Source organism: Plantibacter sp. Leaf314 (genome assembly GCF_001423185.1).
Lineage (GTDB): Bacteria > Actinomycetota > Actinomycetes > Actinomycetales > Microbacteriaceae > Plantibacter.
The window spans coordinates 616,066-631,086 of record NZ_LMOB01000002.1; the positions used below are offsets into that span (position 1 = coordinate 616,066).

The following is a 15,021-nucleotide window of genomic DNA, read 5'->3' on the forward strand; positions in this document are numbered from 1 at the left end:
CTGTACATCAGGTAATTCAAATGCAAAACTATGTGCACTTCAGGCCGACGACGATGTCGGATGAGAGAGGGACACATCATGCGCGTGGTCATCATCGGAGCTGGCATCGGCGGACTCGCCACGGCACTCAGCCTCGAAGCCGCCGGATTCCGGGACATCCAGATCTACGATCGGGTCGCACGGATCCGCGGACTTGGCGTCGGCATCAATCTGCTCCCCCATGCCCTCCGCGAGCTCACCGAACTCGGACTCGCCGAGCGCATCGCGTCGCTCGGGGTCGCGCCGTCACGACTCGGCTATCACAACCGACGCGGGCAGCTCATCTGGCAGGAGCCGCGTGGTCTCGCCGCGGGCTACCGGTGGCCGCAGCAGTCCGTCCACCGCGGACGCCTGCAGCTCGAGCTCCTCGATGCGGTGCGCGAGCGCCTCGGAGACCGAGTCCACACCTCGCACCGACTCGTCGAGGTGATCTCCGGCACCGACCGTGACCGCGTGGTGCTCGATACGCCGGACGGGCCGGCCGACGTCACCGCCGACCTCGTGGTCGCCGCCGACGGCATCCACTCCGCCGTGCGCGCGCAGTACTACCCGACGGAGGGCCCGCCGCGCGAGAGCGGTTTGACGCTCTGGCGTGGAACGACGGTCGCAGCGCCGTTCCTGGATGGCACGACGATGATCATGGCCGGTGACTCGGACCAGAAGTTCGTCGCCTACCCGCTGTCCCCGCCCGACGCCGACGGGCTGGCACGCATCAACTTCGTCGCCGAGCAACGCGGCGCAGCGTCCGCGGCGGTCGACTGGAACGCTCGGGTCGATCCCGCGCCGATCGTCGAGCGCTTCCGCAACTGGTCGTTCGACTGGCTGGACATCCCCGGACTCATCGGCACGGCTGACGAGATCCTGGAGTACCCGATGGTCGACCGCGACGCGCTTCCGCGCTGGACCTTCGGTCGCACGACACTGCTGGGCGACGCCGCGCATGCGATGTACCCGAACGGGTCGAACGGCGCGTCCCAGGCGATCATCGATGCGCGGACGCTCGCCCATCGACTCGCGACCTGCGCGACGATCGACGAGGCGCTGGAAAGCTACGAGGCGGAACGCCGCCCACGCACCGCCGCCCTGCTGGAGGAGACCCGCAGGACCGGCCCGGAACAGGTGATGCAACTCGCCTACGAGCGCGCGCCCGAGGGGTTCGAGCACATCGACGACGTGATCCCGGCCGCGGAGCTCGCGGCCATCGCGGATGGGTACAAGCGGGCTGCCGGGTTCCATCCCGAGGCGCTGAACCTGCGCCCGTCGCTCAGCGCCCGGGTGCGGGCATGACGCTCGACGCCTCGCGACTCGCCGCCGTGATCTCGCCGCTGCGGCGGGCGTTGCTCGCCGCAGCGAAGGAGCGGGAGGGGTTGCCGAACATCCCGGACGCGCAGATCGAGGTCTTGCGGGCGCTTCCGCCCGGGGTGGTCCGATCGCCTGGCGAGCTCGCAGCCGAGCTGGGCCTCCAGCGGTCGACGTTGAGCAATCTGCTCGGCGGAATGGAGCAGACCGATCTCATCACCCGGCAGCCGGGGGCCGGTGACCGTCGCCAGGTCGAGGTGCGCGCCTCAACGCTGGCGCTCCAGCACCTCACCGCGTTCGACCAGGCAGCCACCGAAATCCTGGCCGACGTCACCGGCGCCCTCGGTCCGGACGATCAACGACTCCTGTCCGATGCGCTGCCCTCGTTGGAACGACTCCGCGCGGCCCTGCAGACCCGACCGAAACCGCTCCCCGACCACCGATCGAAAGACCTCCGCACATGACCACCCAGGCACCTGTACCCACGCTCGTCCCAGCCTTCGACGCGATCGTGACCCTGGGCGAGCTCCAGGACCACGGACCCACTCGAGCCGGCCACCGCCGGATCATCCCGGTCACCGGCGGTTCGCTGCGCGGTGATGTCGAGGCGGAGATCCTTCCCGGCGGAGCCGATTGGCAGATCATGCGTACCGACGGCGCCTTGGAGATCGACGGGCGGTACTCGGCGCGGACGCGGTCCGGAGACCTCGTCCATCTGCGGGTCAGCGGCGTGCGAAGTGGGAGCCCAGCCGTCCTCGCGTCACTCCTCGCGGGGGCCGAGGTCCCACCCGCCGAGTACTACTTCCGCACCAGTGTCAGCATCGAGACCTCCGCTCCCCGGCTGGAGCACCTTCAGCACTCGCTGTTCGTCGCGTCCTGCGTCCGGCGCGCGGCGACGGTCGAGTACCGCGCCTACCGCGTCACCTAGCAGCCCACTGCTGGATGCCCGGTGAGTCTCCGGCGGAGCCCCGCGGTCACGACAGCAGGCGTTGCTCGTCGAGGGCCGCATCGGCGACCGCATCGGAGCGGCTCAGGGTCTCGCCGCGGAAGAAGGCGGGTGAGGCCTTCGCCTGGATGAACATGATGACGATGCCGACCACGAACACCAGCACACCCATGATGCCGACCAGCCCCACCCCGAGGATCTGGCTTCCGGAGCCGAACGCCGGGTCCATGGCGTCCCAGAGAGTCTGCGCGAAGATGACCAGGAGCATCACCCCGCCGATCCCGGGTAGGACCACCTGAGCGAGCACGGCCTTCCAGCCGGTCGCAATGGCCTGCTTGCGGAAGTACCAGGTACTGGCCAAGGCGGTGAGGCCGTAGTAGAAGCACACCATGATGCTCAGCGTCGTGATCGTGTCCCAGAGCGTGTCCTCGCTCACGAAGCGGAGGACCGCGTAGAACACGGACGCGACGATCGATGAGGTCAGGAGCGCTGCCGACGGCGATTTGTATCGCGGATGGATGCGCTTCAGCCCGGCGGGAAGGGCGCCGTAGTGGGCCATCGCGAGCATCGTGCGCGCCGGCGAGATCGCGGTCGAGTTGATGGATGCCATGGCGCTGACCAGGATCGCCAGGGACAACAGGATCGCCGCAGGTCCCATCACCGGGTTCGCGAGCGCGGCGAAGACGTTCTCCGCGATGTCCGGATTACCGAGTCCGGTCCCGGTCGTACCGGTGCCGGCGAATGCGAGGGTCGCCGCCGCGATCCCGACGTACATTACGACGAGCAGGACGAGAAGAATCGATGCCGCCTTGCTCTCGGTGGAGATCCGGCCGCGCGCGGCCCTGGTCTCCTCGCCCATCGTGAGGACCGTGTCCCATCCCCAATAGACGAAGATCGAGACGGCGAGCCCTGCGGAGAATGCACTGAATCCGTCGATGCGGGTCGGGTCGAACCACGACAGGTCCGGGACGCGGCCGGCCGGGTTGGCGTCGTCGGCCGCTCCGGCGAGGAGGGCGATGAGGAACCACACGAGGATGGCCATCTGGAACGCGACGGCGCAGTACTGGAACACCTTGGTTGACGTCATCCCCCGGTAGGAGATGAACGTGGCGATCGCCATGAAGGCGAGACAGGTCGCGACGTTGATGGCCGGGTTCTCCGTCAACAGCGCCAGCGATGGATCGCGGAACAGAATCGCGAGGCTCTGGTAGAAGAAGTCGACGGCAATGCCTGCGAGATTGGACAGGACGAGCACCGTCGATGCCACGAGTCCCCAACCGGTGAGCCATCCGACCCACGGCCCGAAGGCACGCGAGCCCCAGGTGAACGACGTCCCCGAATCCGGCATCGCCGTGTTCAGCGCCCGGTATCCGAACGCCACGAGGAGCATCGGGATGAAGCCGACGAGGAAGATCGCGGGGGTCTGATCCCCCACCACACTCGCCGCCGGGCCGACCGACGCGGTGAGCGTGATCGCCGGCGCACAGGTCGAGATCCCCAGGACCAGCGCTCCGAGCACCCCGATCTGTCCCCGGGGCAGGCCTTTCCTGCTCAAGCCGGTCACGGCGTCCAGGGAACGTGTCTGCGGGCTCGGGCCGCTGAGGTCGAACGTGTCCACGCCAGGCCAGTCTTTCTCGAGGGTGATGCAGGACGCGCGTCGTCGATGACGGCGGACGGGTCGTGTCACCTGAGAGAGGCCGACCAGAAGCTGACGTTAGGAGTCAATGCGCAATTGTGTCAATAGCGATTTCTTTACTGGATATTCACTCTCGACCTAGACCGACATACGGTGTATGTTTTCCTTTCGACGCGAGGGACCCGACCCGGACGCGACCCAAGGAGACAACGTGCCGATCACGGTCGATCCGATCTTCGACGCCGCATTGACGGAAGCAGCCGCGGCTCCAAGACTGCCGCGGGGCGACGCCGCAGCCCGCCGCGCCGCGCTCGATCCGCTCCTCGCGGAGGAGTTCCGGCGCATGGGTCCCACACCCGACGTCTCGCATCGTGATGTCCGCCTGCCGGTGGACGATGGGCAGGAGATCCTCGCGCGCTGGTACAGCCGCGTCGGATCGGCGCCTGGATCGGCGGTGGTGTTCTTGCACGGCGGCGGTCTGATCGCCGGTTCGGTCGAGATCTACCACCCCTACGTGGCGCACCACGTGCACTGGTCCGGGGTGCCGATCCTCTCCGTCGACTACCGCTTGGCCCCCGCCGCCACTGGCGACACCCCGGCGCAGGACGCGATGGCCGCCCTGCGCTGGTTGTCCGAACACGCGACCGAGTTGGGGGTCGATCCACACCGGCTGGCACTCATGGGAGACTCCGCCGGCGGTGGAATCGCGGCGGCGGCGGCGATCATCGCGCGCGACAACGGGATCGAAGTCGCCCGCCAGATCCTCATCTTCCCGATGCTCGACGATCGCACGGTCGGCGCGGATCCCTCACTCGGCCGACCGGGCATCTGGACGGACGACGACAACTACACCGGCTGGCATGCGCTGCTCGGCGACCGTCTGGGGACCGACGCGGTCTCGGCGTATGCCGCCCCCGCACGGCTCGGGGACTTCTCGCGCCTTGCGCCGGCATACATCGAGGTCGGAAGCGTCGACCTCTTCCGCGATGAGAGCATCGACTACGCGCGCAGATTGTTGCGGGCGGGGGTACAGACGGAACTGCACGTCCACCCCGGCGCACCGCACGCCTACGACTCGATGGCCCTCGACTCGGCGTTCGCGGACCGTTGGAGGGCGGATCGCACCCGAGCACTCATGGGGATTTGAGCCGCCGCGCGTCGCGGCCTAGCGTTCCTCGGTCGGTCGGCCCTGCGGCCGAGCGGACGCGATGAGCATCCGTAGCCCCAGCTCGAACGCTCGCGTCGCCACCGGGTCGAGCGGGTCCTCGTCCTCCAGAGCGACGAACGCCGCGGCGAACCGGGGGAACCGATCCTCCTGTCCGCTGGGATCGAAGACGACGGTCGGACCAGACATGTCCAGCACGCTGCCCAGGATGAACGACTCGAACGCGGTCAGGAGCGGCAGGACGTCGCCGATCCGCCATCCGACGGCTTCCGCCGCGACGACGAAGTCCTCGTACTCGGCGAGGAGCACTGGCGCGGACACCTTGGTGGTCATGAGGAGCGGGATCGTCTTCGGATGGTTCGCGAACGCCCGTCGGTAGGACGTCGCCCAGGCGAACAATCCCTCCTCCCACGGCTGTTCGACGAGCGGCCGTGAGTCGATCGGCGCCGACACCAGCGCTCGTACGTCCTCGACCATGGCGGCACGGCTCGGCACGTGGTTGTACAACGACGCCGGATTCACGCCGAGCTTCGCGGCCACACGGCGGATGCTCGCACCCTCGACGCCCTCTCGGTCCACGAGTGCGAGGGCGGTGCGGGCGATGAGATCACGACTGAGTAGGGGTCTCGGCGGTCGAGCGATAGGAACCTCCTTGTACGCACCCCAGCCTATCCGTTGAAGAAGTCTGGTGCTCAAGAAACAAACGCTGTATGTTTTAGTCCCAACGCGCCGGATCGCCGTGCGTATTCGGAAATGAGACTCATGGACAACTCGACTTTCACCGTCGTCGAAGCCGACATTCGGCAGCTGAACGCTGCGATGGACGAGGGGCTCGTGACGAGCGTGGAACTCGTCGCCCGCTATCTCAATCGCATCGCCTTCTATGATCGGTCGGGCATCCGGCTCAACGCCGTTCCTGTCATCAGTCCCCGCGCGTTCGACGACGCGCGCGCTTCCGATCTCCGGCGTGCCGACGGAGCGTCGCTCGGGCTGCTCGACGGCATCCCGTTCACCGCGAAGGACAGCTACGCCGTGGCGGGGATGACCGTGTCAGCCGGATCTCCTGCCTTCTCCGACGTCGTCGCGTCGCGGGATGCGTTCGCCATCGACCGACTCCGGAAGGCCGGCGCGGTCTTCCTCGGTCTGACCAACATGCCGCCGATGGCGGCCGGCGGGATGCAGCGCGGTCTCTACGGTCGGGCGGAATCCCCGTACGATCCCGGCTTCCTGACGTCGGCCTTCGGCTCCGGATCGTCGAACGGGTCGGGTACGGCGACGGCGGCGAGCTTCGCCGCCTTCGGACTCGCAGAGGAGACCTGGTCCTCGGGCCGGGCGCCGGCGTCGAACAACGGGCTCGTGGCGTACACGCCGTCCCGCGGCGTGATCTCCCTCCGAGGCAACTGGCCGTTGGTACCGACCATGGACGTCGTCGTTCCGCACACCCGGACCATGTCCGATATGCAGATCGTCGTGGACACGCTGATCGCCGACGACCTGGACACGGACGGCGACTTCTGGCGGACCCAGCCGTGGATCGCTCTCCCCCGCCCGTCGGAGCTGCGACCCGGCTCGCTCGTCGACCTCGACCCACTGCCCCTGAAGGGTCTGCGATTCGCGGTGCCGCGGATGTACATCAATGGAGACGCCGAGTCCGCCCACCCGATCACGACCCGTGAGAGTGTCATCGCCCTCTGGTCGACCCTGCGAGCTGAGCTCGAGGCCGCCGGCGCGGAAGTGGTCGAAACCGCCTTCCCGGCAGTCGACAACTACGAGCGATTGCATGAGGGCGACCTCGACCTCGTCGAGCGAGGCCTGGTCACGGAGCAGTACCTCCTCGACGAGGTGGGCGCATTATCGATCTGGGCGATGGACGACCACCTCCGACGGAACGCCGACCCGACGCTCCACCGGCTCGCCGACGCGGACGCGCCGCGCATCTTCCCCAAGCCGCAGGGAGCCCTCGACGACCGATACGGTCGGTTCCCGTTCGACATCGCGTACGACATCGCCGACTACGTCCCGCGGGCCGCTGAGCGCGTCGTCGACTGGGCCGAGATCCCCGGCTTGGAACAGGGGCTTCGCGGCCTGGAAGCGGCGCGGCGCAGCGACCTGGAAGCCTGGATGGACGAGGAACGCCTCGATGCGGTGATCTTCCCCGCAGCCGCCGACATCGGCCCGGCGGATGCGGACGTGAACCCGCGATCCGCCGACATCGCCTGGCAGAACGGTGTCTGGGTGTCGAACGGCAACCTGGTGCCGAGGCACCTCGGGGTCCCAACGTTCACCGTCCCGATGGGCGTCATGGACGACCTGGGAATGCCCGTGGGCGCGACCATCGCCGGGCGCGCGCACGACGACGTTCGCCTCATGCGGATCGCCGCAGCCGTCGAGTCCCTCCGTCAGCGACGAGTAGCACCCGGGAGGACGCCGACGCTCGCGACCGAGCAACTCTTCCCCACCGCAGCTCCCGCCGCACCGGGTTCGATCACCGTGGCGATCGGAACGGTGACGGTCGACGCTGGAGCGCACGACGACGTGGTCCGGTTCACGGCCACGGTAACCGGTGGCGTCGCCGATGAGGCCGTCGCCTCCGTCGACGGCGTGCCGGTGCAACTCACCCGGCGAGGGGACCGGCTCGAGGGCGAACTCACCGTCCCCGCCGGTCGCTTCGAGCAGCCGCACAGCGAATGGCGGGCGCCGTACGGCCCCCTCGTCGTGGTCGTGGTCAGGCAGTCCGGTGGAGCCACCGTCGGGGCTGTCGCCACGACGCTGGCAGCGCCCTTCTGACCTCGAACGTTCAGCTCCACTTCCACCTCACCATCTGTAGACCATTGGAGAAACATCATGGGGACCGAGTACTTCGACTACTTCCAACACGTCGAGCTCCCCTCGCCGGCACTCCCGGATGACGAGGTCCGGAGGCTGTTCACCGCCACGTTCGGCGTCGACGTCGACGTCCGGTCGCTCGGCAGTCAGCAGGATCAGAACTTCCGGGTCTTCGAACGAGGTTCAAGCAACCCGCTCGGCGTGCTGAAGCTGAGCAACCCAGCCTTCAGCGAGACCGAGATCGCGATGCAGGACGCCGCATCCGCGCTCGTCGGTGAACGCGAGCCAGCGCTCAGAGTCCCCCGTGCCGTCGTCGGACCGCGGGGCACGATGAGCGCCTGGTGGGACACCTCGCAGGGTCGCATCCACGCGCGGGTGATCGAGAACCTCGAAGGACGGACCCTGATGGGCTCCGGTCATCTCTCCGCCGCCGTCGTCGAGCGCATGGGGGATCTCGCGGCGAGAGTCAGCCTGGCCCTCGCCGACTTCGAGCACCCGGCCGCAGATCGGGTGCTCCAGTGGGACCTCAGGCATGCCGGCCGCGTCATCGACACGCTGCTCCCGTTGGAGCCGGAGGCCGACGTGCGGGCGACCATCCGAGCCGCCGCGGACGACGCGCTCCTCGCCCTCGACCGCGTAGCGGACGGACTGCCGATCCAGGCCGGACACTTCGACATCACCGACGACAACGTGCTGCGCCGCTCCGACGAACCACTCCCGGACGCGGTGATCGACTTCGGGGACGTCGTCCGCTCGTGGCGCGTGGGCGAGATCGCGGTGACGGTGTCCTCGATCCTCCACCACGACGGGGCGACGATCACCTCCGGGCTTCCTGCGATCAGGGCCTTCCACGCGCGCCGACCGCTCGATGAACACGAACGGACCGCGCTCTGGCCCCTGGTCGTGCTGCGCGGCGCCGTGCTCGCACTGAGCGGCCGTCAGCAGGTTCGACTGGACCGGGAGAACACCTACGCGAGCGATGCCCTCGATCGCGAGATGCGCATCCTGGAGGTCGCGGCATCCGTGCCCGTGCAGGTGATGACCACCCTCATCCGCGACGCCCTGGGGGAACCATCCCGTGCCGGCGTCGAGTGGCTGGGGGCTCCCCTACTCACCTTCGCTCGCGCAGTCGCCATCGATGCCGGCACCCTCTCCGAGGTGAACGCCGAGGGCGCTTGGATGCGTGAGGACACGCTCGCCGGCGCGGCCCTGGCAGCCCTGGACGACGGGGCTGACGCCGCTTTCCTCCCACCGTGGCGGCCTGTGCTCACGGGCGCACCTGCTCGCACCCCGTCCGCCCCGGCGACCGTCCCCACCGGGATGGGCCTGTGGCTCGCCGACGCGACACCGGTCGACCGCCTCGGCACGGTGAGCGCCGTCCGGCCGGGCACGATCGCCGTCACAGGCGAGCATGGGACGATCACCGTATCCGGCTTGCCCGTCACCGGAGTCGACGTCCTGCCCGCGCGCACACCACTGTTCGTCCAGTTGCACCACGGTCCGGAGTCCCCCGCCCCGGAACGCACCACCGCCGCCCTCGCACCCGGGTGGCGGTCGCTCCTCGGCGACCCCGGCCCGGCCTTCGGCCTCGCCCCGCAGCACCCGGACGACCACGACGACGTGCTCGACCGTCGTGAGGCCGTCCTCGCGGAGGTCCAAGAGCACTACTACGCCCACCCGCCCCAGATCGAACGCGGGTGGAAGGAGTACCTCATCGACGTGGACGGACGCGTCTACCTGGACATGGTGAACAACATCGCATCGATCGGACACGCGCACCCGCGAGTCGCAGATGCGGCGTACCGACAGCTGCGGCTCCTGAACACGAACTCGCGGTTCCACTACCGGGCCATCGCCGACTACGCGGAGCGGATCGCCGCGACGTTGCCCGACGAGCTGGACACCGTGTTCTTCGTGAACTCGGGCTCGGAAGCGGTCGATCTGGCCATCCGTCTCGCGCAGGCCTCGACCGGCCGGGACGACGTCGTCGCGATGCGTGAGGCGTACCACGGGTGGACCTACGCGAGCGACGCCGTCTCCACCTCGATCGCCGACAACCCGTCTGCGCTCGAGACGCGTCCCGACTGGGTGCACACCGTCGCAGCAGCCAACTCCTACCGGGGCTCCCATCGCGGAGCCGATGCGGCGAAGTATGCACCGGAGGCGGCGGAGGCGATCGACGCCCTCGCCGCAGCCGGCACCCCACCCGCAGCCTTCCTCTGCGAGTCCTATTTCGGCAACGCGGGCGGCGTCGCACTGCCCGACGGCTACCTCCGTCAGGTGTACGCGGCGGTCCGGCGCCACGGCGGCGTCGCGATCGCCGATGAGGTCCAGGTCGGATTCGGCCGCCTGGGCGAGTGGTTCTGGGGGTTCCAGCAGCAGGACGCCGTGCCCGACGTCGTGGCCGTCGCGAAGTCGATCGGCGCCGGTCAGCCGATCGGGGCCGTGATCACAAGCCGGGCGATCGCCGATCGGTATCGGACGCAGGGCTACTTCTTCTCGTCGACCGGCGGCTCGCCGCTCTCATCGGTGGTCGGCCTGGCCGTCCTCGACGTCATCCGCGACGAAGGCCTGCAGGAGAACGCTCGACGGGTCGGCAGTCACCTGAAGTCGCGGCTCGAAACCCTGCGCGATCAGTATCCGATCATCGGTACCGTCCATGGTTCCGGGCTCTACCTGGGACTCGAATTCATCCGGGATCAGGACACGCTCGAACCCGCGACGCTCGAGACCGCAGCCATCTGCGACCGGCTGCGAGAGCTCGGGGTCATCATGCAACCGACCGGGGACCACCTCAACGTGTTCAAGATCAAGCCACCCCTCTGCATCACCGAGGAGTCCGCGGACTACTTCGTCGACGCCGTCGCACACGTCCTGGCGACGGGCTGGTGAACCGCTCGACGAGCTCCACCGTCGTCCCGAACCGTCATCCTCTCCCACCCACCCCGACCGAATCGAGTACCCCCCATGTGGCGCATGCCAGCTGAGACCGCGGAACACACCCGAACGTGGATGGCCTTCCCCCGCGAGGGTTTCACCCTCGGAGACACGCTCGCCGCCCGCGAGGAAGGCTACGCCGCCTGGACCGCGGTGGCTCATGCGATCTTGGAGTTCGAGCCCGTCTCGATGGTGGTTGACCCGACCGAGATCGGGCGCGCACGACGGATGCTGGACCCGTCCATCGAGATCATCGAAGCGCCGGTCGACGAGTTCTGGATGCGGGACATGGGACCGACCTTCGTCCTCGATCCCGACCGACCGGGAACGCTCGGCGCCGTCGACTGGATCTTCAACGGTTGGGGTGCCCCGGCGTGGGCGGAGTGGCAGCAGTCCGCTCGCGTCGCTCGACTCGTCGGCGAGCACGTCGGCGCGGAGATCGTCTCCTCCCTGCTGGTCGCGGAAGGTGGCGGACTCCACGTCGACGGGACCGGCACCGTCCTGCTCACGGAGACGGTTCAGCTCGATCCTCGACGCAACCCCTTCGCCGACCGAGCGCGCGTCGAGACGGAGATGGCTCGGACGATCGGCGCCGAACACGCGGTCTGGCTCTCGCAGGGGCTGACGCGGGACTACGAGGATCTGGGCACGAACGGCCACGTCGACATCGTCGCGACCTTCGCCGCTCCGGACCGCCTACTCCTCCACGACCAGCTCGACGCGGGGCACCCGGACGCAGCGGTGATGCCGCTCCTCCGGCGCGAGCTGAAGGAGCAGTTCGAAGCGCTCGAACGTTCGGTGGAGATCATCCCGCTGCCCGGGCCGGCGACGATCCAAGACGACGGGGGCTTCGTCGACTGGAGCTACGTCAACCACCTCGTGGTCAACGGCGGGGTGATCGCCTGCGGCTTCGGCGAGGAGGCAGCCGACGCCCGGGCACGCTCGATCCTGAGTGACGCCTACCCCGGACGCACCATCTCCACCGTCGACGCACTGCCACTCTTCGCCCGTGGCGGCGGTATCCACTGCATCACCCAACAACAGCCGGCGCTCACCGCCGTGAGCTGAGCTCCCCCTCCATACCGACACATCCGGCGATCGAGCCGGGGAACGAGGTCATCATGGCTCCAACCGGTAACGACACGCGGCTCCCACTCAACACGAGACGCGCCATATCCACCTTCGGGCTGTCCGTGCTGGGGCTGCTTGCCGGCAATCTGCTCCCCTTCATGGTCCTCGCGCTCGAGCAGTCGCTCGGCATGGGGGCCACCGAGGCCGGCGCAGTGATGACCGGTTCTTTGCTCGCCAGCGCGGTGTCGTGCGTGGCCACCACCCGCTTGGCCGAGGGAGCGCGTCGCACCCTCGTCGCGCGGATCGGCCTGGCACTGGCGGCCGTGGCGTTCACCGTGGCAGCGCTCAACCCCGGTGCCAGTGTCACCGTCATTGCGATCGTCGCGGGAGGTGTCGGCACCGGCGGGGCGCTCTCCGCAAGCGGTGCTGCACTCGCAGCGCTGCGCAACCCGAACCGGATGTCAGCTGCGAACGGCCTGGTCAACCGCGTCGTCGTGACCATCATCCTAGCCGTCGTGCCGCTGATCGGCATCACGACCGGCAGCGTCTTCGGTGTCATCGCCGGTGCGGCGTTCCTCCTCTTCTTCGCCGCGACCTGGCTGCCTCGAGCACCGATCGTCGCAGTCGATCCCCTCCCCTCGGCAGCATCCGGCCAGCACGTAACCACGGGGAACCCACGTCCCTCCCGCTCCATCACCATCGCCGGAGTCGCACTTCTGGCCATGTACGCGGTCTGGGCCGTGAGCGAGGATTCGGTGTGGGCGCTCGCCGGCATCATGGGCGCGGATCAGTCCGGTCTGACCGATGCCGGCCTCGGCCTCGTCCTGAGCGCCTCGAGCGCGGGCGGACTCGTCGCGGCGGTCGTCCTGATGTTCCTCGGCGAACGGATCGGCCGTGCCGTTCCGCTCGCGGTCCTCCTCGTCGCGGGCGGAGCGCTGAAGCTCGTCGCAGCGGTCACGACGGACCCGACCGTCTACACGATCGCGCTGATCGCCTGGAACACCGCCTACCTGGCCGTGTTCCTCCTGTTCATCGCCACAGCAGCCGCCTTGGACGCGAACGGTCGGTTCTCCGGCCCGGCGATCGGCGTCTACCTCTTCGGATCGGCCTTCTCGCCACTGGTCGGCGGATGGCTGGCGGAGACGTTCGGGTACCCCGGCTTCGGGTGGGCGATTGCGCTCGTCAGCTGGATGCTGGTGGTACCGGTCGTCGTCGTGGCCCGTCTGTCCACCCGCGTGGAACAGCGGATGGACACATCCGAGAAATCGACCGTCGCAACAAAGGAGATGACCCGATGAACGCTCGCACCATCATCTCGGGTGCTCGGATCATGGATCCGGGCGCGCGTGCAGCTAACCGAGCCGCTACGACCGACACCGTGGACGTGGTCGTCGAGGACGGGAGGATCCGCTCCGTCGGTGAGCGCGTCAGCGTTCGACCGGACGACGTCGTGATCGACGCCAGCGGTACCGTCCTCCTTCCCGGATTCGTCGACTCGCACGTGCATCTCGTGTGGACCGGCCAGAGCCTGGCGAACGTCGCACTCACCGACGCAGCCGACCTCGCGGAGATCCAGCGGCGACTCGCCGCCGAACGTTTCCGGTTGGGCGACGATGCGACCGTCCTCCGCGGCCGCGGCTGGCTCTTCGACGCGGTCGACGGTGAGCCGACGGCTGCGATGATCGACGAAGTGGTCGCCGACATCCCCGTCTTCCTCGATTCGAACGACATGCACTCGATCTGGGTGAACACGGCTGGCCTGCAGGCCCTCGGAGTCGACTCGTCGACGCCCGATCCAGCCGGCGGTCGACTGTCTCGGCACCCGTCCGGCGAGCCCGCCGGAATGCTCTATGAGCGTGCCGCGCATGAGATCGGCTGGGCCCATGTCACGGCGACGACCAGCGATGCCGATCGCGTGGAGTCCGTGCTCCGGGCGCTCGACGCGTTCGCGGCGGCCGGAGTCACGTCCGTCATCGACATGGGGATGGACGAGGACGGTTGGCGGGCGCTCCGAACGGCGGCCTCCCAACTCGGGGGTTCCCTACCCGTCCGCGTCTCGGCGCACTGGCTGGTGGTCGACACCGGCGATGACGAGGGCAACCTGGCCCAGATCCGTCGCGCAGCCGAGGTCGCCGCCGACGGGTCGGACTGGCTCTCGATGATCGGGGTCAAGCTCGTCCTGGACGGCGTGATCGACGCGTGCACGGCGGCAATGACGTACCCCTATGCCGACGGCAGTAACGGCGACCTGATGTGGGACCCCCAGCGGCTCGAACGAGCGGCCGTCGCCGCCGACGCGTCAGGCCTCCGGATCGCCATCCACGCCATCGGCGACCTCGCCAGCGACGTGGCCCTGGACGTACTCGAGTCGGTCGTGGAGGCGAACCCGCCGTGGGACCGACGCCCGCGGCTGGAGCATCTCGAGGTGGTCTCGGAGGCGACGCCCGCGCGGATGGCCGCACTCGGGGTCACGGCGTCGGTCCAACCCGTGCACGCCGACCCCGCGATCCAACCGAACTGGCGTGCGCAGCTCGGCGACGAACGGGCCGAGCGCGGATATCCGTGGCGGTCGTTCAGCGACGCGGGAGCACGGCTGGCGTTCGGAACCGATGCCCCCACCGCGCCGCATGAAGCGCTGGACAACCTCTACATCGCGACGACGCGACGCTCCATCATCGATCCGGCTCTGCCCGCACACACCCTGCACTCCGCAGTGCTCCCCGATGCCGCACTCCGACACGCGACGATCGACTCGGCGGCGTCCTTCGCCGCCGACGGCCGCATCGGGCGTCTCGAACCGGGGTACCTCGCAGACCTGGTCGCGTTGGATCGGCATCCGTTGGACGCCGGCGGGTTCCGCGAGAACACTGTGGCCTTCACCATGACGGGCGGTGACGTCGTCTTCCGTTCGACGGTATCCCTGGACGTCCCGGACCAATCCGGACCAGACGATCCACCTCGTGAGTCGGACTGACACCACACCCCCGCCGGTGTCGCCCTGATTCGGGCACCGCGCCAGCACCAGCAGCACCTCAGACAAAGGAGCACACCAGTGAGCGACTACGCCGTCGTCAACCCCGCGACCGGAGAGACCCTCCGCGA

At 68.6% G+C, this 15,021-nt stretch carries 10 protein-coding genes and 1 pseudogene; 9 read left to right on the forward strand and 2 right to left on the reverse strand.

Translation table 11 applies throughout. The annotated features are described in order from the left end of the window. Positions 1-60 precede the first annotated feature (60 nt). Genes ASF68_RS16045 through ASF68_RS16055 form a run of 3 tightly spaced genes read left to right on the forward strand, consistent with a single transcriptional unit; the run spans position 61 to position 2,266 of the window. Complete coding sequence (locus tag ASF68_RS16045; protein ID WP_235526851.1) at positions 61-1,326, forward strand: flavin-dependent oxidoreductase; 1,266 nt, start codon at positions 61-63, stop codon at positions 1,324-1,326. Then, a complete protein-coding gene (locus ASF68_RS16050) occupies positions 1,323-1,802 on the forward strand; it encodes a MarR family winged helix-turn-helix transcriptional regulator (protein WP_056013325.1) in 480 nt (159 codons plus the stop codon). Before ASF68_RS16045 ends, ASF68_RS16050 begins: the two co-directional genes overlap by 4 nt. Then, positions 1,799-2,266: a DUF3237 domain-containing protein gene (locus ASF68_RS16055; protein WP_056013328.1), complete on the forward strand. Its 468-nt coding sequence runs from the start codon at positions 1,799-1,801 to the stop codon at positions 2,264-2,266. The genes ASF68_RS16050 and ASF68_RS16055 overlap by 4 nt, the downstream gene beginning before the upstream one ends. A 46-nt stretch (positions 2,267-2,312) precedes the next feature. Here ASF68_RS16055 and ASF68_RS16060 read toward each other — a convergent pair whose 3' ends face one another. Continuing rightward, positions 2,313-3,902, reverse strand: coding sequence for an APC family permease (locus tag ASF68_RS16060; protein ID WP_157580001.1), 1,590 nt, complete (start codon positions 3,900-3,902; stop codon positions 2,313-2,315). 229 nt (positions 3,903-4,131) lie between these two features. Between ASF68_RS16060 and ASF68_RS16065 the strand changes: the two genes are divergently transcribed. Continuing rightward, positions 4,132-5,067: an alpha/beta hydrolase fold domain-containing protein gene (locus ASF68_RS16065; protein WP_056013330.1), complete on the forward strand. Its 936-nt coding sequence runs from the start codon at positions 4,132-4,134 to the stop codon at positions 5,065-5,067. An 18-nt stretch (positions 5,068-5,085) separates the two neighbouring features. Here the strand turns inward: ASF68_RS16065 and ASF68_RS16070 are convergent, their stop codons facing one another. Beyond that, positions 5,086-5,781, reverse strand: coding sequence for a TetR/AcrR family transcriptional regulator (locus ASF68_RS16070; protein WP_082456092.1), 696 nt, complete (start codon positions 5,779-5,781; stop codon positions 5,086-5,088). Between the two features lie 66 nt (positions 5,782-5,847). On the opposite strand from ASF68_RS16070, the pseudogene ASF68_RS16075 reads away from it, so the two are divergent. The 5 genes and pseudogenes from ASF68_RS16075 to ASF68_RS16095 form a co-directional block, all read left to right on the forward strand. Next, positions 5,848-7,521, forward strand: a pseudogene (locus tag ASF68_RS16075) (amidase); the annotation flags it as partial. Positions 7,522-7,929: 408 nt separating this feature from the next. Continuing rightward, positions 7,930-10,803, forward strand: a complete 2,874-nt coding sequence (locus tag ASF68_RS16080; protein WP_056013338.1) for an aminotransferase — start codon at positions 7,930-7,932, stop codon at positions 10,801-10,803. Positions 10,804-10,887: 84 nt separating this feature from the next. Next, positions 10,888-11,916, forward strand: a complete 1,029-nt coding sequence (locus ASF68_RS16085) for an agmatine/peptidylarginine deiminase (protein ID WP_082498748.1) — start codon at positions 10,888-10,890, stop codon at positions 11,914-11,916. 53 nt (positions 11,917-11,969) lie between these two features. Further along, positions 11,970-13,217: an MFS transporter gene (locus ASF68_RS19005; RefSeq protein ID WP_056013346.1), complete on the forward strand. Its 1,248-nt coding sequence runs from the start codon at positions 11,970-11,972 to the stop codon at positions 13,215-13,217. Then, on the forward strand, positions 13,214-14,893 hold the full coding sequence (locus tag ASF68_RS16095; RefSeq protein ID WP_056013349.1) for an amidohydrolase: 1,680 nt from the start codon (positions 13,214-13,216) through the stop codon (positions 14,891-14,893). The genes ASF68_RS19005 and ASF68_RS16095 overlap by 4 nt, the downstream gene beginning before the upstream one ends. Positions 14,894-15,021 lie beyond the last annotated feature (128 nt).